General features: G+C 32.4%; 17 protein-coding genes and 1 tRNA gene. 16 read left to right on the forward strand and 2 right to left on the reverse strand.

Annotated features, from left to right (window positions below; translation table 11 throughout):
• Positions 1–242 precede the first annotated feature (242 nt).
• The 3 genes from uvrA to ACT53I_RS05890 all read left to right on the forward strand — a co-directional run bounded on the left by uvrA (position 243) and on the right by ACT53I_RS05890 (position 4,447).
• On the forward strand, positions 243–3,026 hold the full coding sequence (gene uvrA, locus ACT53I_RS05880; protein WP_476078862.1) for an excinuclease ABC subunit UvrA: 2,784 nt from the start codon (positions 243–245) through the stop codon (positions 3,024–3,026).
• 4 nt (positions 3,027–3,030) lie between these two features.
• Positions 3,031–3,990 carry a YheT family hydrolase gene (locus ACT53I_RS05885; RefSeq protein ID WP_476078863.1) on the forward strand — a complete coding sequence of 320 codons (960 nt, stop codon included), beginning with the start codon at positions 3,031–3,033 and terminating at the stop codon, positions 3,988–3,990.
• 385 nt (positions 3,991–4,375) lie between these two features.
• A tRNA-Arg gene (locus ACT53I_RS05890) sits at positions 4,376–4,447 on the forward strand.
• A gap of 45 nt (positions 4,448–4,492) precedes the next feature.
• Here ACT53I_RS05890 and ACT53I_RS05895 read toward each other — a convergent pair.
• Positions 4,493–5,506: a M28 family metallopeptidase gene (locus tag ACT53I_RS05895; RefSeq protein ID WP_461378125.1), complete on the reverse strand. Its 1,014-nt coding sequence runs from the start codon at positions 5,504–5,506 to the stop codon at positions 4,493–4,495.
• 1,377 nt (positions 5,507–6,883) lie between these two features.
• On the opposite strand from ACT53I_RS05895, the gene ACT53I_RS05900 reads away from it, so the two are divergent.
• From ACT53I_RS05900 to ACT53I_RS05950, 11 genes are all read left to right on the forward strand, one after another.
• A complete protein-coding gene (locus ACT53I_RS05900) occupies positions 6,884–7,423 on the forward strand; it encodes a GNAT family N-acetyltransferase (protein ID WP_476078864.1) in 540 nt (179 codons plus the stop codon).
• Between the two features lie 699 nt (positions 7,424–8,122).
• The gene (locus ACT53I_RS05905; RefSeq protein WP_476078865.1) at positions 8,123–8,722 is read left to right on the forward strand and encodes a DUF6088 family protein; all 600 of its coding nucleotides are present in this window, start codon (positions 8,123–8,125) and stop codon (positions 8,720–8,722) included.
• 1 nt (position 8,723) lies between these two features.
• A complete protein-coding gene (locus ACT53I_RS05910; RefSeq protein ID WP_476078866.1) occupies positions 8,724–9,722 on the forward strand; it encodes a nucleotidyl transferase AbiEii/AbiGii toxin family protein in 999 nt (332 codons plus the stop codon).
• 338 nt (positions 9,723–10,060) lie between these two features.
• Positions 10,061–10,669 carry a hypothetical protein gene (locus ACT53I_RS05915; RefSeq protein ID WP_476078867.1) on the forward strand — a complete coding sequence of 203 codons (609 nt, stop codon included), beginning with the start codon at positions 10,061–10,063 and terminating at the stop codon, positions 10,667–10,669.
• A 420-nt stretch (positions 10,670–11,089) separates the two neighbouring features.
• Entirely contained in the window at positions 11,090–11,302 is a 213-nt protein-coding gene (locus ACT53I_RS05920; protein WP_476078868.1) for a hypothetical protein, read from the forward strand.
• Between the two features lie 4 nt (positions 11,303–11,306).
• Positions 11,307–11,651 (forward strand): hypothetical protein, encoded by a 345-nt coding sequence (locus tag ACT53I_RS05925; protein ID WP_476078869.1) that lies wholly within the window; start codon positions 11,307–11,309, stop codon positions 11,649–11,651.
• A 479-nt stretch (positions 11,652–12,130) separates the two neighbouring features.
• Positions 12,131–13,006 carry a DUF4304 domain-containing protein gene (locus tag ACT53I_RS05930; RefSeq protein ID WP_476078870.1) on the forward strand — a complete coding sequence of 292 codons (876 nt, stop codon included), beginning with the start codon at positions 12,131–12,133 and terminating at the stop codon, positions 13,004–13,006.
• A gap of 355 nt (positions 13,007–13,361) precedes the next feature.
• Complete coding sequence (locus ACT53I_RS05935) at positions 13,362–14,339, forward strand: DUF3644 domain-containing protein (RefSeq protein ID WP_476078871.1); 978 nt, start codon at positions 13,362–13,364, stop codon at positions 14,337–14,339.
• 488 nt (positions 14,340–14,827) lie between these two features.
• Positions 14,828–15,850, forward strand: a complete 1,023-nt coding sequence (locus ACT53I_RS05940; protein WP_476078872.1) for a CBASS cGAMP-activated phospholipase — start codon at positions 14,828–14,830, stop codon at positions 15,848–15,850.
• Position 15,851: 1 nt separating this feature from the next.
• On the forward strand, positions 15,852–16,805 hold the full coding sequence (locus ACT53I_RS05945) for a cyclic GMP-AMP synthase DncV-like nucleotidyltransferase (protein WP_476078873.1): 954 nt from the start codon (positions 15,852–15,854) through the stop codon (positions 16,803–16,805).
• Positions 16,802–17,425 (forward strand): SEC-C domain-containing protein, encoded by a 624-nt coding sequence (locus ACT53I_RS05950; protein ID WP_476078874.1) that lies wholly within the window; start codon positions 16,802–16,804, stop codon positions 17,423–17,425. The genes ACT53I_RS05945 and ACT53I_RS05950 overlap by 4 nt, the downstream gene beginning before the upstream one ends.
• A gap of 50 nt (positions 17,426–17,475) precedes the next feature.
• Here the strand turns inward: ACT53I_RS05950 and ACT53I_RS05955 are convergent, their stop codons facing one another.
• Entirely contained in the window at positions 17,476–17,817 is a 342-nt protein-coding gene (locus ACT53I_RS05955; RefSeq protein WP_476078875.1) for a helix-turn-helix domain-containing protein, read from the reverse strand.
• Between the two features lie 258 nt (positions 17,818–18,075).
• Here ACT53I_RS05955 and ACT53I_RS05960 point away from each other — a divergent pair, with 258 nt between their 5' ends.
• Together ACT53I_RS05960 and ACT53I_RS05965 are read left to right on the forward strand one after the other, a co-directional pair.
• On the forward strand, positions 18,076–18,891 hold the full coding sequence (locus tag ACT53I_RS05960; RefSeq protein WP_476078876.1) for an RNA polymerase sigma factor: 816 nt from the start codon (positions 18,076–18,078) through the stop codon (positions 18,889–18,891).
• 1 nt (position 18,892) lies between these two features.
• Positions 18,893–19,987, forward strand: a complete 1,095-nt coding sequence (locus ACT53I_RS05965; RefSeq protein ID WP_476078877.1) for a nuclease/transposase family protein — start codon at positions 18,893–18,895, stop codon at positions 19,985–19,987.
• Positions 19,988–20,314: the final 327 nt, after the last annotated feature.

Consider the following 20,314-nt stretch of genomic DNA (forward strand, 5'->3'; position numbering starts at 1 on the left):
ATATCTGCGTCCTTTATAGTTGCTAGATAAATTCTCTAGCTATCTCATTTTCATCAAATGTGTAATTAGGTGATTAATGAATTTTTTCATAATTACTTTTTTTAATTACAATTTGAACTACAAATATTGCATTTTTTTTTGAATTTTCAAATTATTTCATGTTAAAGTTTACAACTTTTATCCTTAATTCTCCTTTCAAAATTTGGTAATTTTTCCGTAATTTTGCTCTTCTTCAATTCATTATGACTACAACTCAAGAAATCGATATCAAAAAACATATTTTCGTAAAAAACGCACATCTTAATAATCTCAAAAACATAGATGTACTGATTCCGAAAAACAAACTCATCGTGATTACTGGTGTTTCAGGAAGCGGAAAATCTTCGCTTGCTTTTGACACCATTTATGCAGAAGGACAGAGACGTTATGTAGAATCTTTGAGTTCTTACGCGCGACAGTTTCTTGGTAAATTAGAAAAACCAAAAATTGACGACATCAAAGGTTTAGCACCTTCTATTGCGATTCAGCAGAAGGTAATTTCTAGCAATCCTCGTTCTACAGTAGGAACTTCTACCGAAATTTATGATTATCTGAAACTCCTTTTTGCCAGAGTTGGCAGAACCTACTCTCCTATTTCTGGAGACGAAGTGAAAAAAGATTCGGTGACTGATGTGATCGATTATATCGAAAAAAATGAAGGAAAAACATTTCTTCTGAGAGCGCCGCTTCTATTTGAAGTCAAAAAATTCAAAGAACAACTCAAAACATTGAAAGTGGCAGGTTTTACAAGATTAGAAATCAATGGAAACCTTGCCAATATTGAAGATTTAGAAAGTTTTGGTTTCGTTCCAGAAGAATCTATGGAAATTCATCTCGTGATTGATAGATTTTCTTATGATAATGACGAACATTTCCTTCAAAGATTGGCAGATTCTGTTCAAATGGCATTTTATGAAGGCCACGGAACTTGCTCTTTGAAAGAAGTTGAAACCGAAAATGTAAAAGAATTTTCTAATAAATTTGAATTGGATGGAATCACGTTTAACGAACCCAATGTTCATTTTTTCAGTTTTAATAATCCTTATGGCGCTTGTCCAGAATGTGAAGGTTACGGAAAAGTAATCGGTATCGATGAAGATTTAGTCATTCCGAATAAAAATTTGTCGGTTTTTGAAGACGCTGTCGCTTCTTGGCGTGGTGAAACCATGAGCGAATGGAAAAGAGATTTCATCAAAAAAGCAAAAGATTTCCCTATTCATAAACCGTATCATCAACTCACAAAAGAACAGAAAAATTATCTTTGGAGAGGCGATAAAACCAAAAACTTCCCGAGCATTGATAATTTTTTCAAAATGCTGGAAGAAAATTTGTACAAAATTCAGTACAGAGTCATGCTTTCCAGATACCGTGGAAAAACACTTTGTCCAACTTGTGAAGGAAAACGTCTTCGTCCAGAAACTGAATATGTAAAAATTGATGGTCACGACATTCAATCTTTGGTAGAAATTCCTTTGGACGAGTTGTTACCATTGATGAAAAACTTGAAACTCAACCAACACGATGCAGAAATTGCCAAAAGATTAACCTACGAAATCAACACTCGTTTAGAATTTTTGAATAAAGTTGGATTGGGATATTTGACTTTAAACAGAACTTCTAACACGCTTTCTGGTGGTGAATCACAAAGAATAAACTTGGCGACTTCGCTCGGAAGTTCTTTGGTGGGAAGTATTTATATTCTTGATGAACCAAGTATTGGTCTGCATTCACGAGATACCGAAAATTTAATTGAAGTCCTTAAAAATCTTCGTGATTTAGGAAATACGGTGATTGTGGTAGAACACGATGAAGACGTGATGAAAGCGGCGGATTATATTATAGACATTGGTCCAGAAGCTGGATTTTTAGGCGGTGAATTGGTTTTTGCAGGAAATTTCAAGGAATTGAAAGATGCAGATACTTTGACCTCGAAATATTTAACGGGAAGATTAGAAATAGAAGTCCCAAAAACCAGAAGAAAACCGAAAGAATTCATCAAAATAAAAGGAGCAAGACAGAATAATCTTAAAAACATAGATGTAGATGTTCCTTTGGAAGTTCTTACCGTAATTTCGGGCGTTTCTGGAAGTGGAAAATCTACTTTAATGAAAGAAATCCTTACGAATGCCATTCAGATAGAATTAGGAATGGGCGGTAAAAAAGCAGATTACGATTCGGTGGAATTTCCTAAAAAAGTGATTCAAAATATAGAACTCATTGATCAAAACCCAATCGGAAAATCTTCTCGTTCTAATCCTGTCACTTATTTGAAGGCTTATGACGACATCAGAGACCTTTTTGCGAAGCAGAAATCTGCAAAAGTTCAAGGGCTGAAACCAAAACATTTTTCTTTCAACGTAGATGGTGGAAGATGTGATGAATGCAAAGGAGAAGGTGTAATTACTGTTTCAATGCAGTTTATGGCTGATATAGAATTAGAATGCGAACATTGCCACGGAACACGTTTCAAAGATGAAATTCTGGAAGTAAAATATGATGAAAAAAATATTTCGGATATTTTACACATGACTGTAGATGAAGCACTTGAATTTTTCTCTGAAAACCACGAAGAAAAAATTGTGACTAAGTTGAAACCTTTACAAGATGTAGGTTTAGGATATTTGCAATTAGGACAAAGTTCTTCTACCCTTTCTGGTGGTGAAGCTCAAAGAGTTAAATTGGCTTCGTTTTTGGTAAAAGGTGCGACAACAGAAAAAACCCTTTTTGTTTTCGATGAACCGAGTACAGGATTGCATTTTCATGATATTAATAAACTTTTGAAATCGCTTCAAGCTTTAATTGGTTTAGGACATTCTGTGATTGTCATTGAACATCAACCAGACATCATCAAATCAGCAGATTACATTATAGATATCGGTCCAGATGCTGGAAAACACGGTGGAGAAGTTGTCTTTGCAGGAACTCCAGAAGATTTGGCACAAGATAAATTCTCTAGAACAGCGAAGTTTGTTGCTGAAAAATTGTAATTGAATGCCTATTCTTCCTTCCGAATATCAACCTAAAAAAATCTTCAGAAATGGAGATTTTTCTACGATTTACAGTGCTTTATTTAGAAAAGTTACTGGTATAACTCAACAAAGAGAAAGACTAGAACTTTCTGATGGCGATTTTCTGGATTTAGATTGGAGTTTTGCCAAAGAAAAAACAGACCGTTGTATTATTTTATTTCATGGTTTAGAAGGCAGCGCACAGAGACATTATATGTTGGGAGCAGCCAAAATTTTCAATGAAAACGGCTTTGATTGTTGTGCTGTAAACCACAGAGATTGTTCCGGAGAAAGCAATAGAGTTCATTATTCCTACCATTCTGGAAGAACCGATGATGTGCAAGATGTGATAGAAAAGGTGCTTTCTAAAAACTATGAAAAAATCATTCTGAAAGGGTTTAGTCTTGGTGGAAATTTGTGTTTGAAATACGCTGGTGAAAGCAGAGACATTTCTGATAAAATAAAAGCGGTAATCGCTATTTCTACGCCCATAGATTTAAAAGGTTCTATGCACAAATTGACTTCCAAGAGAAATCTTGTGTATGCTAACAATTTCTTGAAAACCTTAAAAAAGAAAACCTTACTCAAGTGCAAAAGATTTCCAGAATTTTTGTCTGCAGCAGAAATCAAAAACATCAAAGATTTAAAGGAGTTTGATGATGTTTACACATCGAAAGTTAATGGTTTTACAGACGCTTTTGATTATTATGAAAAATGCAGTTCCAAGCAGTTTTTAAAGAATATTAAAATTCCGACACTTCTTATCAATGCTAAAAATGATAGTTTTCTTTCTGAAAGTTGCTTTCCTAAAGAAGAAGCATTAGCCAATCCTTTTTTACATTTGGAGATTCCAGATTTTGGTGGACATGTAGGATTTATGGAAGAAAAGAATGCTTTTTACACTGAAAAAAGAGCATTAGAATTTGCATTGCAATATTTATAAACAAAAAAATTGTGCAGAACATGTGAATATTAACATTCCGTTAATACAGTGATTTAGAATAATTTGTAATTTTAATTTAGGAAAATAAAAGTTATGCATTTTTCTGTATCCAATTCACTAGAAATCATCATTAAATTTGAGATAAAAATTTAAGGGAAGCATCGTCGGCTTCCCTTTTCTTTTGGCTTTTAACTAAAAAAATGAGATGTCTTTATCTATTGAACCTGCTTCTAAAGAGTGGGTTCTTTTATTTTTGTCTTCTTTAAATTTCGGCTAAAGCCCTATAAATTTATAATTAAAAAAAGCGGACTAAAGTCCGCTCCTATTGATAAAAATCAATGTTTTTATTGAATATATTTTTCTTATTTTTAAATTCATAAATTTTGGCCTCATAGTTCAATGGATAGAATAGAAGTTTCCTAAACTTTAGATACAGGTTCGATTCCTGTTGAGGCTACTTTTTTAATTAAAAATGGAGAATTGAAAATTGAAAATATTTCAATTATTTTTTATCTACTACAATTCTTTCTTTGCGATTGGCTAATTCCCAAGCGGTAGCAAAAACCAATTGTGCTCTTTTTTGAAGTAATGGATAATCTATTTTCTCCGGATCATCTGTTGGTTGATGATAATCTTCGTGAATTCCGTCAAAGAAAAACGCTACAGGAATGCCGTGTTTCGCAAAATTATAATGGTCACTTCTGTAGTATAATCTCATTGGGTCATTAGGATCATCATATTTATAGTTGAGTTCTAGATTTTGAGTCGCTTTATTGGCTGCTACATTTATTTTTTTTAATTCAGTAGAAAGCATTTCCGAACCGATAACGTAGACATAATTCTTGCCTTCGTTTTCTTTATCACTTCTACCAATCATGTCGATATTTAGGTTTGCCACAGTGTTCTTTAAATCAAATACTGGATTCTCGGAATAATATTTAGAACCCAATAAGCCGTGTTCTTCCCCAGTTACATGTAAGAAAAGAATGGAACGTTTCGGACCTTTTCCTGCTTTCTTTGCTTGTTGGAAAGCTTCTGCGATTTCCATTACCGCAACTGTTCCACTTCCGTCGTCATCTGCACCATTGTACACTACTCCATTATTGGTCCCAACGTGGTCATAATGTGCAGAAATCACGATAATTTCCTCAGGTTTTTCTGTTCCTTCTATAAATGCCAATATATTTTCTGAGTCAGGAAGCTCTCCTCTTCTGCTTTTTAGTGCTTCTTTAGGCACTTTTTGATAATAACTTCCTAAAGCTTTCGGATAAGAAATTCCTATGTTTTTATAGTAATCTATCATGTAAACCCCTGCTTTTTTTTGACCTTCAGAGCCGGTTTGTCGGCCTTCCATCTCGTCTGAAGCAATGACCATGAGGTTTTTCTTCAGTTCATCTGCCTTGATGGATTCATAGGCGGTTTTAAAAGCTTTTCCTTCGTAGGATAGGTTATTAGAAGCACAACTGTACAATACCAGTGATGCTACAATTGGAACAAAAATTCTTGTCAATTTCATTTTTTTATCATTTTTAATGAAGTAAAAATAGTTTTTTTTAGGAAATAAATGCCTAAAACCCTTACAAAAGCAAAGTTTAATCTTTGTTTTTCTGTATTTCTTAGTGATTTGATAATAGACTATCCCCTTCTTTTGAGATGAAGAAGATATAAGATTTACATTCTTCATCAGTACCTTTGCTATACTTTAACTATACTACAACTATACTACAACTTACTATTTAATATTACTCAAACTTGTTTGTTCCTTAGCTGAGACTTGTTGAAATGGTGAGGTAATTTGAAAATTTGAAAATGTGGTAATTTGAAAATGGGTTGATGGTGTGGGATATGGTGTAAAGTCGTAAAGTTGATGAGTCGTGAAGGCGTAAGTGGTGAGTTATGAGTTGTGAGTTATGAATTATGAGTTATGAGGGATGAGGGATGAGGGATGAGGGATGAGGGATGAGTGCGGGGTGAAGTCGTGAAGTCGTGAAGTTGAAATATTTTGCTTTATGAAGAGATTCTTCACTGCGCTGTGCTTCGTTCAGAATGACAGGGTTCTGTTTTTTACTCACGATTAGGAATCTAATTATTGGGGGGATTTTTTTTGAAACGCAAAGATTTTTTTTCTTGAATTGCTTTTTTAAGTGAGCTAAGTTGGCGAAATTCATTCGCTTTGAAGCTTTATGGGAATTGTTATTTAAACTGGCTTATTTTCTATCACAAAGTTCACGGAGATGTGGTGAAATGATAGCGTTTTTGAGGGCACTGAGGAACATCGGAGATGTTCTGGGAAGATCACGGATATTCGGTTGGCAGGTGTTGAAAAACTTTTTCCTTGATGAAAAGATTCTTCACTGCGCTGTGCTTCGTTCAGAATGACAGGGTTTTGTTTTTTGCTCACGATTAGGAATCTAATTATTGGGGGGATTTTTTTTGAAACGCAAAGATTTTTTTTATCTTCTTGATGTTTTAAGGAAGCAAAGTTAGCGAAATTCATTCGCTTTGAAGCGGTGTGGTGAAGGATGAGGTGCGGGGTGAAGTCGTGAAGTTGAAATATTTTGCTTTATGAAGAGATTCTTCACTATGCTACGCTTCGTTCAGAATGACAGGGTTATGTTTTTTGCTCACGATTAGGAATCGAAATTATTTTTGAAACGCAAAGATTTTTATTATTGAATTACTTTTTTTAAGTGAACAAAGTGAGAATTCGTTGGTCAATTGATGAAGCATGTGTTTTAATATTTTTATTATATTTAAACAATTATAAAGTAATCCTCAAAGATTAAAAAAACGATGCATCTGGTATTTTCGTTTCAATTTCAGCTACTTGCATCAGGTTTAAAAATGTTAGTGGTGAGATTAAAAACGACACCGTAAAAAAAATAATCGACAAATGAATATTTTATTAGAAACAGAAAGGTTAATTTTAAGAGAGTTAGAATACACAGACGAAAATGACTTATTCGAAATGGATTCTGACCCAGAAGTTCATTTGTTTATTGAAAATAATCCTGTAAAATCAATTGACGAAATAACAAAAGTGATTGAAATGCTTAAAAAGCAATATCAAGAAAATGGAATTGCTCGTTGGGCTGTAATTGATAAATTAACCAACGAATGTATTGGTTGGGCTGGTTTAAAATATTTTGACCAACCATTAAATAATCACCACAATTTTTACGAACTTGGTTATAGGTTTAAGAAAAAACATTGGGGTAAAGGTTTTGCTACAGAATCTTCTATTGCTATTTTGGATTATGGATTTTCAAACTTAAATATTGACCAAATTTTTGCTATCGTTGACCCGAAAAATGTAAACTCTAAGAAGGTTTTATCTAAATTGGGCTTTGAATTTCAAGAAACCTTTGATTACGAAGGTGACCCAACAGACTGGTTTGAATTGAAAAAGACTACTTGGGAAAATAAAAAGTAGATTTCCTGACAACTGTAATTGTTGGACAACTTGAGTTTTTGTGGAATTGATGAAGCTTGTGTTTTAAAATGCTTTTTTATGAAGTTTTTTGTTTGGAAATAATTTTCTTTTCCCCAACCCTGACTTCGACGACACTCAGTCACCAAGGTGGAAAATTATTTTTCATTATATTTAAGTAATAACAAAGTAATAGTCACGGATTACAAATCCCAGACATCGGGCTTCGGCAGGCTCAGTCACCGAGGTGGAAAATTATTTTTCATTATATTTAAGTAGTAACAAAGTATTAGTCACGGATTACAAATCCCAGACATCGGGCTTCGGCAGGCTCAGCCACCGGGGAAGAAAATTGGAAAGAAAAATTCTTTCCACGACCCTGACTTTGACAGGCTAATAGTCTGTGGCTTAATTACAATTTTGCTGTCTTCAAGATTATTTTCATTTATAAAAAAGAATTCTCCATTTTCATTATGTTTTGGTGTTCCGTGTATTCCATCTCCAGGTATTGTTATAATACTTATCAGCCTAAACTATTCCCAACTTTTTTGGGGTCACCAATGGTATTTCTTCGTCAATTCATTTACCGTTCCATCGGTGAATTGCTCATCATATGATTTATGGGGTGAATTATATATTATAACGAAATAATTTTGTCACAAATTTTTACTATATTTGTGACAAATAATATTAAAAAAACAAGTGCAAAACGCTCATAATCAAATAGAAATTAAGATTAAAAAATCTTCTAAAGGAAAAATATTTTTCGCAGAAGATTTTCTGAAATTTGGAACTACGGAAAATATTCGACAGGTTCTTCGTCGTTTAGAGAAACAAGGAAGATTAGTTCGTTTGGCTCACGGAATTTACTTGGTTCCGAAAAAAGATGAGATTTTGGGAATTGTTTATCCTAGTATTGAAGAAATTGCGAAAGAAATTGCTAATAGGGATAAAGCCAGAATTGCACCTACAGGAGCAATGGCGATGTATCTTTTAGGATTATCGACCCAAATTCCTCTTCACGTAGTATATCTTACAGATGGTGCACAAAGAGAAATCAATATAGGAAAAAGTAAAATTAAATTTAAAAAAACCGCACCAAGAAATTTAGCTGTAAAAGACGATTTGCTTCAGCTCATCATTCAAGCCTATAAAATTAAGGGCGAAAAAAATATTTCAGAAGATTTTGAGGAAAAACTCACTCAATATATTGAAAAAATTGAAGATAAAGTTTTAGTTTCTCAATTAAAATTTGCACCCGTTTGGATTCAGAAAAGAATAAAAAACATACACCCATCATAAAATGTGGCACAGTAAACTTAGTAAAGAACAACGGATTGAAACCTTAAACCAATTAGCATTATCTACTGGTTATGCTCCTTTTGCGATTGAAAAAGATTGGTGGTTTTGTATGGTTTTGAGGGCTGTCTTTCAATCAAAATATAAAGACCAGATTATTTTTAAGGGCGGCACTTCTTTAAGCAAAGCATATCAAATCATTGAACGCTTTTCTGAAGATGTAGATTTAATTATTGACAAAAATCTTTTAGGATTTTCAAATGATCCCGAAACCAAAACGCAAATGAAGAAATTGCGAAAAACAGCGGGAAAGTTTGTAATTTCTGATTTTAGAGAAGAGTTAGAATCTGAAATGAATAAATTAGGTATTTCTAATGATGATTATAAAATCATTTATTCAGCATTTGTAGATGACCTTAGCGATCCTAATCATCTAGAGTTGGTGTATAAAAGTGTAATTCCGCAAGAAAATTATGTTCAGCAAAAAGTGTTGATTGAAATGGGAGCTAGAGCCATGACGGAACCTTCTGAGAAGAAAGAAATTCAATCGTTTATTGAAAATTATTACAAAGACGCTCCTTTCTCATTGCCGCCATTTGAAGTCTTGGTTACTGTACCAACAAAAACTTTTCTGGAAAAAATTCTTTTGCTTCACGAAGAGTTTTCAAAGCCTAAAGGCAGAATCAGAAGCGAAAGAATGAGCCGACATTTGTTTGACCTGTATCAACTTTATTATACTGAATATGGCATAAATGCTTTGGCGGATGATGAACTTTTTGAGAAGATTGTTGTTTTTAGAGAAAAGATGAATCTTTACAAATGGATTAATTATGAAAATCACAAAAAAGGATCTATCAATATCATTCCACCTGAAGAAGTAATTGGTGATTGGGAAAAAGATTATAAAATTATGCAAAGCAGTATGATTGTAGGTGAAAGTCCAAGTTTTTCGGTTTTAATTGAAACAATGAAAGAAATCTTGATAAAATTGAATAATCAATAGATTTTACTTCGTGCGAGAACTTATTTAATTTAGGTTTTATGTATCCTAGAAGAAAAGTGTTTAATGAAATCCTTGGAAATCTCTAATGAGCAAAGTTTACCCTATAAATTTTTATTAAAAAAACAGAAAACTGTATTTTATAATTCATTGATTTTATTAACTTTGTATTAAACTAATAAGCAAAACTTAAAATCTATAACATAATTACAATAAAATTTTACGACACGGAATGTGTGGTTTATAACCACAGATGGAAATCTGCAATCTCCCACGAACAGAAGCCAACTACCTTCGTGTACTTCGCAAATCCGCCGAACCGTTAGCAGAAATTTTATAAAATGGCTTCTACAGAAAATCCCCTGACAAATTTTAAGGACTTAGCAAGTCAAAACTTAAATGAATTTGTAAAAAAAGAAAATTTGACACTAGCTGGTGAGGAATTTGAAAAACTGACTGGATGGACTAATATCGCAATGAATCTTTTGGATGCAAAAAACTCATTGATATTATCAAAAAAATCCAAAGAAATGGGTAAATTAAGTCAGTTAGAAGAATTAACTTTAGCTAATGGATTGTATAAAAATTTCATAATGTCTTACGGAAAGTGTTTTACTAGTTCAGGAAAAGGTAGAATTACATTGAATTCAAAAGAAATATTTTCCGAAAAACCAGATTTTTTGAATATTCACGAAAATATAATGAATACAAGAAATAAGTATGTTGCACATAGTGAAGAAGAAAATGGACACGATATTTCTATTTCATATGTTGATGAAAGTGAAAAAGAAATAATCCTTGCAACAACCTATACAACATTAATACCTTTTGGTCAGTATGATACATTTATCAAAGTAGTCGAATTTTGCGAAGAACAAGTAATATTGAAATTGAACAAAAAATTAGATAAAATAGAATTAAAAATTGGCAAAAAAATATATTTCAAATAAAAACTTCTGCTAACGTATTCTATGACAAAACACAAATAAAATTTAGTTTCTTTTATTCTTCACTTAGCACGAAGGCTAATTTTAGTTTATCTCTATTTATCCTAGAAGAGAAGTGTTTAATGAAATCCTTGGTTCTCTAATGAGCAAAGTTTATCATATAAATTTTTATTAAAAAAACGGAAAACTATATTTTATAATCCATTGATTTTATTAAATTTGTATAAAACTAATAAGCAAAACTTAAAATCTATAACATAATTACAATAAAACTTTACGGCAATGAATAAGTGGATTACATCCACATCTGTGCTCTCCGTTTCGCGGACTTCGCACAACAAGCAGATTTGCTAAATCCCAAGAACAGAAGTAAACTTCATTCTCGGAACTTCGCAAATCCGCCGAACCGTTAGCACCAATTTTATGACAGACGAACACAAAAGAATATTAGAACGATTAAAAGTGTATCTAGACCAGAATCCTAGTCAGAGATTTGGTCAAGCTATTTTTAATTTGGGGATTAATGAGTTCAAACAAAATGAAGAATATCAGTTAAGGGACATTTATAACGACAGTGATTCCGAAATTCTAAAAAGAATCGATAAAAGACTTGAATTGTTTAACAAACAGTCATAGCGAAATGAGACAAGATTTTGACTTTTTCAAAACCACTATGCCTGACAGCAGAAAGGCTGACTTTTATCTAGGCTGTCTTGACGGTTCGGTATTTCTTGATTTCAATTACTCTACAGACAAACGAATTAATTTATGCAGAATTTCTTTTGACGGTTATGGTTGCTGCAATATTGCCAACAATGCTAAATATATAGACAGACAATTATCAAAGGAATTCGTTGACGAAATGGAGAAAGACAATTTAGATCAAGAAAAAATTACGAAAGTGGTATTAGAATTAATACGACTGAACAAAGAGAACATCTTCACTGACGCACTTGAAGAGTATAAATTGATTGACAACGAATAAAAAACTGGTGCTAACACGGGTAACTGTTGCACAACTCCTTTTTTTAGAAAATAGTTTTCAAAAACATAATATTTCAACCTCGTTTATTCTTCGATAAACTCAGAAACCAGATTTAAAGAATGTTTATTTTTTAGTTCATGTACAAAATTCTAAAATTTCGGTACTTAAAAATGAGTTATTGAAGTCTAAAAAGACTGTTTTTACAAAAGCAAAGCACTTCTCTTATTTCAGGGAAATAACTTGGGCTAAAATACTTGGTTTTTTAATGGTAAAGCGCAGATATTTTTTCAAGTTGTAAGTTAAACTTGTCATAGTACTTTTGGGCGACTTTATATATGAAATGTAAATTGAGCTCGGATAATAATTTTCTGTAAAAATTATCCGCTGGAACCAAGTCTAATAAATTAATCGAAACAAATAATTGTGGGGTGAAATTCATCTTTCCTTGCATGAATAAATGTACAAAAAATCACCTTTTTATGCAAGATTTTGTATATTTGAGTTGTGCAACAAGCACATCGGTTTTGCGTAATGGCGGGTTTTCGTCTAAGTTGAAAGTTCGTGCTTCGATTTCCGCCACTACGCAAAGCCGTTGCCCGTTAGCGGTCAGGCTAAACAGACATTCCGTAACAAACAGAAAAATAAAATTGGGACTATTTGACATTTTTAAGCGGCAAGACAAATCAAAAGGTGAAACTGAACAATCAGTGACACCGAAAGATTTTAAAACTCAACTTGACATAGTTGAGAAGGAAGTATTTGCCAAACTCAAACCTCTTGGCTTCAAGAAAAACGGCAGGACATTTAACAAACGGCTTGACGATGGAATAATTCAAGTGATAAACTTTCAAAGCGGACAATATCCGATTGGACAAGGTTATGAAATACCAGGACTACGAGAAAATTTATACGGAAAGTTTGTTGTAAACCTCGGAGTTTGCATTGAAAGTCTTTACAAATTTCAATCACCGACAGAAAACAAAAAGTATTACAAAGAATATGATTGCCAAATCAGAAATAGGCTCGGCACAATACTAATAGGACAAGATTATTGGTGGACAATTACGGACGACAACACGAAAATTACACAAGAAATTATTGAAGGAATTGAAAAGAAAGCTTTTGAATGGTTTTCGGGTTTAGACACGAAAGAAAAAATAATCTCTAATAACGGAAAACTACCTTATGACGCTACACCAAGAGCAAAGTTGGACATAGCTTTAATTGTATGGTTGGACGATAAAGTGAAAGGTTCAAAATTATTTAAAGAGTATTATCACAACATTCAACCAGCCAAATCATCGCATAAAGAATACGTCAAAGATTTAGCAAAAGAATTAAAAATTGAACTATGACGACAAAAGCCCGAACCGCTAACAGCCGTAACTGTTGCACAACTCCTCTTTCTAGAAAACAAACATTAAAAAAGATAAAAAAACAACCTCATTAAAAGCGATTTTAGTAAGGTTTGTTTTTTAAGTAAGTTTCAAAATGCCAAAATAACGCGTTCTTAAAATGGAGTTATTGATGCTTTGAAAGTCTGTTTTTACAAAAGCAAATCCTTTTACGCAAGATTTTGTATATTTGAGTTGTGCAATTTGCATATAGGTTTTTGCAAAATACCTTTCTTTGAAAGCAAATCTTCCCGAAAAAGAACTTCGCAAATCCGCCGAGCCGTTGTACGTAATAATTCCCAAACTTCCTGCTTAAATGAAAATTAATAAAACTTATCAAAGTCTTTTAGAGAAATCAGTAAGTTCTATGCTTTCAGCAATTGAAATTTATAATAAACCTGATTTCAAATATCGTGAAGAAACTTTTGCAATCCTCGCAATTAATTCATGGGAATTACTCTTTAAATCTCAAATTCTTAAGCTATCAAAATATAATATGAGATCTATTTATGTTTTGGAAAATAAGAAAAATAAGAATGGTGATAAATCTAAAATCTTACAACCTAAATTGACAAGATCAAAAAATCCAATGACAATCAATTTAGCTGAAGCAATTTTTAGATTACGTAAATTAAATATCAATTTAAGCTTAAATCTAGTAAAAAGTTTAACAGCTCTAACTGAGTTGAGAGATAATGCAATACATTTCCATAATAATACAGATATACAAAAAGAAATTCAAGAATTAGGTTTTGCTTGTATTAAAAATTATATGGAGTTAATAAAAACATGGGAAACAAAAGTATCATTATCACAATATAATTTTTATCTAATGCCTTTAGCATATGTAGATTCTAAAATAGAAGCAGATTCTATTTTAACAGAAGAAGTGAAAAATTATTTAAATTATCTAAAGAAAAAAGTCGCTGAAAGTGACGAATCAGACATCGATTATAGTGTAGCTATTGGCATCGATATAACTTTTAAAAAGAATGCAACTTTAGAAGGAATCGGTATGAGATACGATGAAAACGGTGTACCAATTAAAATTACAGAAGAAGATATTACAAAAAAATATCCTTTAACCTACAATGATTTAATAATAAAATGTAATTCAAGATATATTGATTTTAAACAAAACAGTGATTTCCATAAAATTATGAGATCTCTTAAATTAAATAGCACATTTTCTCATAATAGAAAGTTAGACCCTAATAATCCGAAATCACCTGTTAAGACATTCTTTAATACAAATATCTTTAAAGAGCTTGATAACAAATATCAAAAAAAATGATTACTACGTACAACATGGGTACCCATTACACAACTCTTTTTTTAGAACATAAAAAAACAACCTCTTTTCTAGCAATTTTAAAGAGGTTTATTTTTAACTAATACTTAGTGTATTTACTATTGGGTAAAGTATAGCTTTTTTACAAGTTTTTGTATATTTGAGTTGTGCAACAAGCACAGGCGTTTGGCTCAATGGCGGGTGACGTACAAAATTGAACTTCTCACCTTTTTAACCGCCAAAAGCTGTTTGCTTTCGTTTTTTTATTAAATTTACCAAAAGCCTCACAACTTTGGCTACGTCTCGGTCTGAATTGAACTTTCGCTCAATTCAAGCCCGCACTTCGCCAAGCCGCCGAACCGTTAGCGGAAATTCTATAAAAACTGCCATTTTGTCTTTCTTGTATTAGTGAAAAACTGACAAAACTATCATTTATAATTATTTTTTATAAAAGGTTCATAATTTGATTTATTGCTAATAAACTATAAATCATGGATGTACCATTTAAAATTTTATCAATTGACGGAGGAGGAATAAAAGGAATTTATTCTGCAATTATATTAAAAGAATTACAAGATGAGTTTTGTAACGGTAATCCTATAAGTGATTATTTCGATTTAATTTGTGGTACATCTACTGGTGGATTAATAGCTTTAGGATTATCAAATAATGTTGATATTTCAAAAATTATAGATTTTTATGAAAATGAGGGTGAAAATATATTTCCAAACCCCAAAGGTATCTTGACAAACATAAAACAAGGATTTTGGGGTGGTAAATATGACAATAAGATTTTGAAAAAATGTTTAGAGGAATTGTTTCAAAACAAAAGAATGAAGGATTCAAACAACCTGTTATGTATTCCATCTTTCAACTTGAATACGAATTGTCCTAAAGTCTGGAAATTTCCACATAAAGAAGGTGATTTATCAATTGATGGTGATGTAAAATTAGTTGATGTGGGTTTAGCTACTTCAGCAGCTCCTACTTATCTACCAGTTCATGAAATTGAAAATTTTGGAAAATTTATAGATGGTGGTATATGGGCTAACAATCCAACACTTTGTGGTGTTACAGAAGCAATAAAATATTTTTTGAATAAAAATATTATTCAAGATAATTCATTAAAATTTACATCTATAGAAGTGTTGTCTATAGGTTCTATTAATGAACCAAAAGGTGAACACTTTAAAACAAAAAATAAAAGATCTTATACAAGATGGATGTTCGGTAAAAAATTAATAAAAATTTTAATGGATGCAACTAGTTTTGGTCATAATCATATTTCTAAAGAAATTTTAGATGGTTTAAATAACAATTCTTGCATTACTAGAATTGAAGAAAAAGAGATTTCTAAATCTCAAAAAAAACATTTAGACTTAGATTTTGCAAGTCCTAATTCTATTAAACTCCTAAAATCACTAGCATATAAAAAAGCAGGTTATTTAAAATCTTCAGAGCGTAATACTGTTAAACACTTTTTCAAAACCCAAAAACATTATAAAACACATTAATATGGCTAATTCACATTCATTATTTCAACAATTTAATTCTAACATTTCTATTGGTTCCTCTAAAAAGGAGAAAATGAAAAATTCTAAGGATAAACTTAGAGAAAGAATTCGTAAATATTTTAAAGATAATCATCCAGAATATGAACCTAAATTTTATATACAAGGATCATATAAAATGAAAACTGCTATTAGAACTAAAGATGATATTTGTGATTTAGACGATGGTGTTTATTTTTTTCGTGAACCTAATGTTACTGCTACTACATTACAATCTTGGGTTAAAAATGCAGTTGATGGATTTACTAGCGAAAATCCTGAACATAGAAAAAAATGTATTAGAAATATCTTTAAATCAGACTATGAAATTGATATTCCTGTTTACTATAAAGTAGATGGTGAAAATTACAAATTAGCTGTAAAATATGAAGATTGGGAAGAGTCTGATCCTAAAGAAATGGTAGACTGGTTTAATAATAAGAAAGATAATGATGGTGTTTTAGTTAAAATAGTAAAATATCTAAAAGCTTGGTGTGACCATAGAAGAAAATCAATGCCTCCTGGGTTAGCAATGACAATTTTAGCTTCAAACGCATTACAAAAAATAGGTATTAACAATAAAAGAGATGATATAACTTTAAGAGATATTCTAAAAGAAATTAAAAAAGAATTAGATCTTTCATTCAAGTGTATTGTCCCTGCTATACCAAACGATGACCTTTTTGCTGATTATCCAAAGGAAAAAAGAGATGATTTTATGAATGCTTTAGAAATTTTTATTTCTGATGCGGATAAGGCACTTGACGAAAAAAATAAACAAAAGGCGAGCAACTATTGGAGAAAACATCTAGGGGATAGATTTCCTGAAGGAGAAAATGTAAATGAAGAAGCAAATTCAACTCAATTTGCATCATTAATAGGTGTGGCAGCAGCTTCAAAACCATGGAGTGAAATATGATTAAAGACCATTTAAATAATTTTATATCTAACTATCCAAGTTTTACTGTTAAAGAAGACTTGGATAATTTTTACGTGTTAGGTAGTGTAGAAATAATTGGTGATGACAACGTAAAATGGGATGAATATGAAATTAAAATATGTATCCCAAAAAATGGCTATCCTTTTATATTTCCTACATTATTTGAAATAGGTGGCAAAATTCCTAATAACCCAGACTGGCATACTTTTCCAGATGGAAGTTGTTGTGTAGCAGTTAGACCAATTATGCAAATTCATAAACAAAAAGGAATAGATATTAATAACTATTATAATGAATTTGTCATCCCTTATTTAGCAAATCAAACATATAGAAGACTTACAGGAAGCTATGCAAATGGAGAATACGATCATGGACAATTTGGTATTGAGCAATATTATAAAGAACTATTAGGCGAAAAAGATTTTAAAAATATTAAATCATTATTAGTTAAAATATATAATAATAATTTACCGAATAGAACAAGCAAATGCTTTTGTGGGAGTAAAAAAAAATATAGACATTGTCATAAAAAAGTTGTTAACACAATAAAAGATATTGGTGTATTAAATGTATATAACGACTTAAAAAAATATATTTAAGAACTTCCGCTAACATATTCTATGTCAAAAAAAGAAAAAATCCCAATTCCTTATGACTTTCTTTTATTTTGGTTTTTAAATTTTTCTTCTAAAAGTTTTGTTTCACTTATCATTGAATCAAGTTGTGACTGACTTATTTTAGAAAATACATTCAGTATGTCAATTTCTAGAAAATTACAAATAGCAATAATAATCTCAATTGTTGGATTAGTTTTTCCTCTTTCTATTCTGCCAATATAATCTTTAGAAAGATCTATTTCAGTCGCAACTTGAAACTGTGACAGTCCTTTTCTTAAGCGGTATAGCTTAAAAAAAAGTCCAACTTGATTTTTAATTTCTTCCGAATTCCATTTATACATCAAGTAAAATTGATAAATAATTATATTTTTCATGGAGACTTATAGTGCGTTATGAATAAATATTCTTATATTTGAACAAATTACTTACCAAAGGTAGTTTTCCTATACTATATAGAAATATTGAAGCGATTGCTTTGGGTCTTACATTAGAAAAATATTAAACAGTTTTCTAATGCAGTAAGTTGAGTTCCACGCCTTTTCTATTGGGCAAGATGTAGCAAGTGTGTATGAAAGTGCCAAGAATTCATCTTTATGATCGAAGCAGTTTCTTCCAGCTAAAACACACTGCTTATGAAAAGAAAAAATTCTTTGCCCCGAACCCTGAACGACCAACAGCTTTACTCACTGCTGAAAAAAGGCGACCCCCATTCTTTAGCTCCCATCTATGCACGTTACCAAAGACTTCTATTCTGGCACGGGAAACAAATGCTAGAGGATAATTTTGTGGTGGAAACGCTAGTGCAGGATGTTTTTCTTAAACTTTGGTTGCACCGTGATGCTATAGAAAGTCCGGGTCATATTTTGGGTTTTCTACGCTTTGTTTTAAAGAGAGAGTGCCTCACCTATTACAGGTCACCCAGAAATAAATTTACAAAGCTTATTAACTCCTTAGAACGCTACGAGAACTACCAGGATTATCTTGCTGGTTACGACCCTGCGCACGATAAAGAACTGCTCCATCACCAAGAAACTGAACAAAAAAGATGGGATGAAGTGAAGAAGGTATTGAGCGTTCTAGATTCCAAAAGAAAACACCTGCTAGAACTTTGCCTGGAATATGGCTTTCAATACAAACCCATCGCCAAGGCTATGGGAAGCAGTGTTACAGACATTAGCAATGAAGTGAGCAGAGCCATCCAAGACCTTAAAAACATTCTTAAAGAAAGCAGTTTTGAACCACCAAAGGAAAAAGTATCTGAACATGAACAGTCAACAGATAAAATGAGTCCTCAACAACTAGAGATTTTAAAAAGAAGGTTTGAGCAGAAAGCCTCTTTCTCGGTGATTGCCCAAGAACTTCAACTGTCTGAAAAGGAAGTCCACCGTGAATTTCTATTTGCGTATCAATATCTACAACATCAGAACACTTCTTTAATCTCGCTTTAAAATGGAAAAATCTACCATTCTCCTTACCCGAAGAATTCAGTTGGTTCTGGATGTTCCTATTGATGAGAGAAATGAGATGTGGGAAAAACTCTACCGCTATCAGAACCGATGTTACAGGGCTGCTAATTTTATTGTTTCTCATTTGTATGTTCAGGAAATGATAAAGGATTTCTTTTATTTCACGGAAGAGATTCAATACAAATTGGCGGATGTCAACAAAGATGAAATGGGACTCTTTAACCGTTCGAAAACCAACACTACGGCACGCATGGTCTTTGATAAATTCAAAGGGGAAATCCCTACTGATATTTTGGGAAGCCTGAACAATACGATTCAGTCTGTTTTTTCAAAGGAAAAAGCTGATTATTGGAAGGGCTTAAAATCTTTGAGGAACTTTAGAAAAGACATCCCTATTCCACTTCCTGTGAAATGCATCAGCAAAATGAGATACAATAGTGAAAAGAAAGCGTTTTGTTTTAATGCGTTTGCTATTCCTATGGCAACTTATTTAGGGAAAGATTTTACGGATAAGCGATTGATTATGGAAAGGCTTTTAAAGGGAGAAATAAAACTCTGTACCTCGCAGATACAATTGAAAGACCAAAAAATCTATTGGCTTGCGGTATTTGAATTTGAAAAAGAGGAACATTCTTTGAAACCTGAAATTATAGCTGAAGCTTTTTTGTCTCTGGAACATCCTATTGTAGCGAAAGCCAATAATGTGCGCATCACTATAGGCAGTAAGGAGGAGTTTCTCTACCGCAGGTTGGCTATACAGGCTAGTCAGAAAAGGCTTCAAGCGGGCATTGCCTCTGCCCGTTCTGGAAAAGGAGCGAAACGCAAGCAAAAGGCACTTTTTAATCGAGAGCATTTGGAAAGTCGGTTTGTTAACCATAGACTTCATGTGTACAGCAGACGGCTTATTGATTTTTGCATTCAGCAACAGGCAGGCACGCTGATCCTTAAAAATCAGGAAGACAAAATTGGCATTGCCCAAGAGCAGGGATTTGTTCTTCGCAACTGGAGTTATTATGAATTGCAGTCCAAGATAAAATACAAAGCTGAAAAAGCAGGTATTGAACTCATCATTGGATAGTAGAAAAAAGATAATGAGGGTGCTTGTACACCCGTAAGGTGAGGTCTTGAACTCTCACTAAATACTTGAGGGTATATACAACGGCGTGGGTTCTTTTTTTTTGAGGGATATGGGAATTTGAAAATTTGAAAATGTGGTAATTTGAAAATGAGGTGACGGTGTGGGATACGGTGTAAAGTTGTAAAGTTGATGAGTTGTGAAGGGGTGCGGGGTGCGGGATTCGAGATATGGGAATTTGAAAATTTGAAAATGTGGTAATTTGAAAATGAGGTGACGGTGTGGGATACGGTGTAAAGTTGTAAAGTTGATGAGTTGTGAAGTCGTAAG

The organism is Cloacibacterium sp. DMC96, from assembly GCF_056313765.1.

Excerpts from the sequence above, each read along its gene's own strand:
- ACT53I_RS05960 (WP_476078876.1), top strand. The coding sequence starts at position 18,076 with ATGAAAAGAAAAAATTCTTTGCCCCGAACCCTGAACGACCAACAGCTT.
- ACT53I_RS05940 (WP_476078872.1), top strand. The coding sequence starts at position 14,828 with ATGGATGTACCATTTAAAATTTTATCAATTGACGGAGGAGGAATAAAA.
- ACT53I_RS05920 (WP_476078868.1), top strand. The coding sequence starts at position 11,090 with ATGACAGACGAACACAAAAGAATATTAGAACGATTAAAAGTGTATCTA.
- ACT53I_RS05895 (WP_461378125.1), bottom strand. The coding sequence starts at position 5,506 with ATGAAATTGACAAGAATTTTTGTTCCAATTGTAGCATCACTGGTATTG.
- ACT53I_RS05935 (WP_476078871.1), top strand. The coding sequence starts at position 13,362 with ATGAAAATTAATAAAACTTATCAAAGTCTTTTAGAGAAATCAGTAAGT.
- ACT53I_RS05955 (WP_476078875.1), bottom strand. The coding sequence starts at position 17,817 with ATGAAAAATATAATTATTTATCAATTTTACTTGATGTATAAATGGAAT.
- ACT53I_RS05930 (WP_476078870.1), top strand. The coding sequence starts at position 12,131 with ATGCAAGATTTTGTATATTTGAGTTGTGCAACAAGCACATCGGTTTTG.
- ACT53I_RS05900 (WP_476078864.1), top strand. The coding sequence starts at position 6,884 with ATGAATATTTTATTAGAAACAGAAAGGTTAATTTTAAGAGAGTTAGAA.
- ACT53I_RS05925 (WP_476078869.1), top strand. The coding sequence starts at position 11,307 with ATGAGACAAGATTTTGACTTTTTCAAAACCACTATGCCTGACAGCAGA.
- ACT53I_RS05910 (WP_476078866.1), top strand. The coding sequence starts at position 8,724 with ATGTGGCACAGTAAACTTAGTAAAGAACAACGGATTGAAACCTTAAAC.
- ACT53I_RS05950 (WP_476078874.1), top strand. The coding sequence starts at position 16,802 with ATGATTAAAGACCATTTAAATAATTTTATATCTAACTATCCAAGTTTT.
- ACT53I_RS05965 (WP_476078877.1), top strand. The coding sequence starts at position 18,893 with ATGGAAAAATCTACCATTCTCCTTACCCGAAGAATTCAGTTGGTTCTG.
- ACT53I_RS05915 (WP_476078867.1), top strand. The coding sequence starts at position 10,061 with ATGGCTTCTACAGAAAATCCCCTGACAAATTTTAAGGACTTAGCAAGT.
- uvrA (WP_476078862.1), top strand. The coding sequence starts at position 243 with ATGACTACAACTCAAGAAATCGATATCAAAAAACATATTTTCGTAAAA.
- ACT53I_RS05885 (WP_476078863.1), top strand. The coding sequence starts at position 3,031 with ATGCCTATTCTTCCTTCCGAATATCAACCTAAAAAAATCTTCAGAAAT.
- ACT53I_RS05945 (WP_476078873.1), top strand. The coding sequence starts at position 15,852 with ATGGCTAATTCACATTCATTATTTCAACAATTTAATTCTAACATTTCT.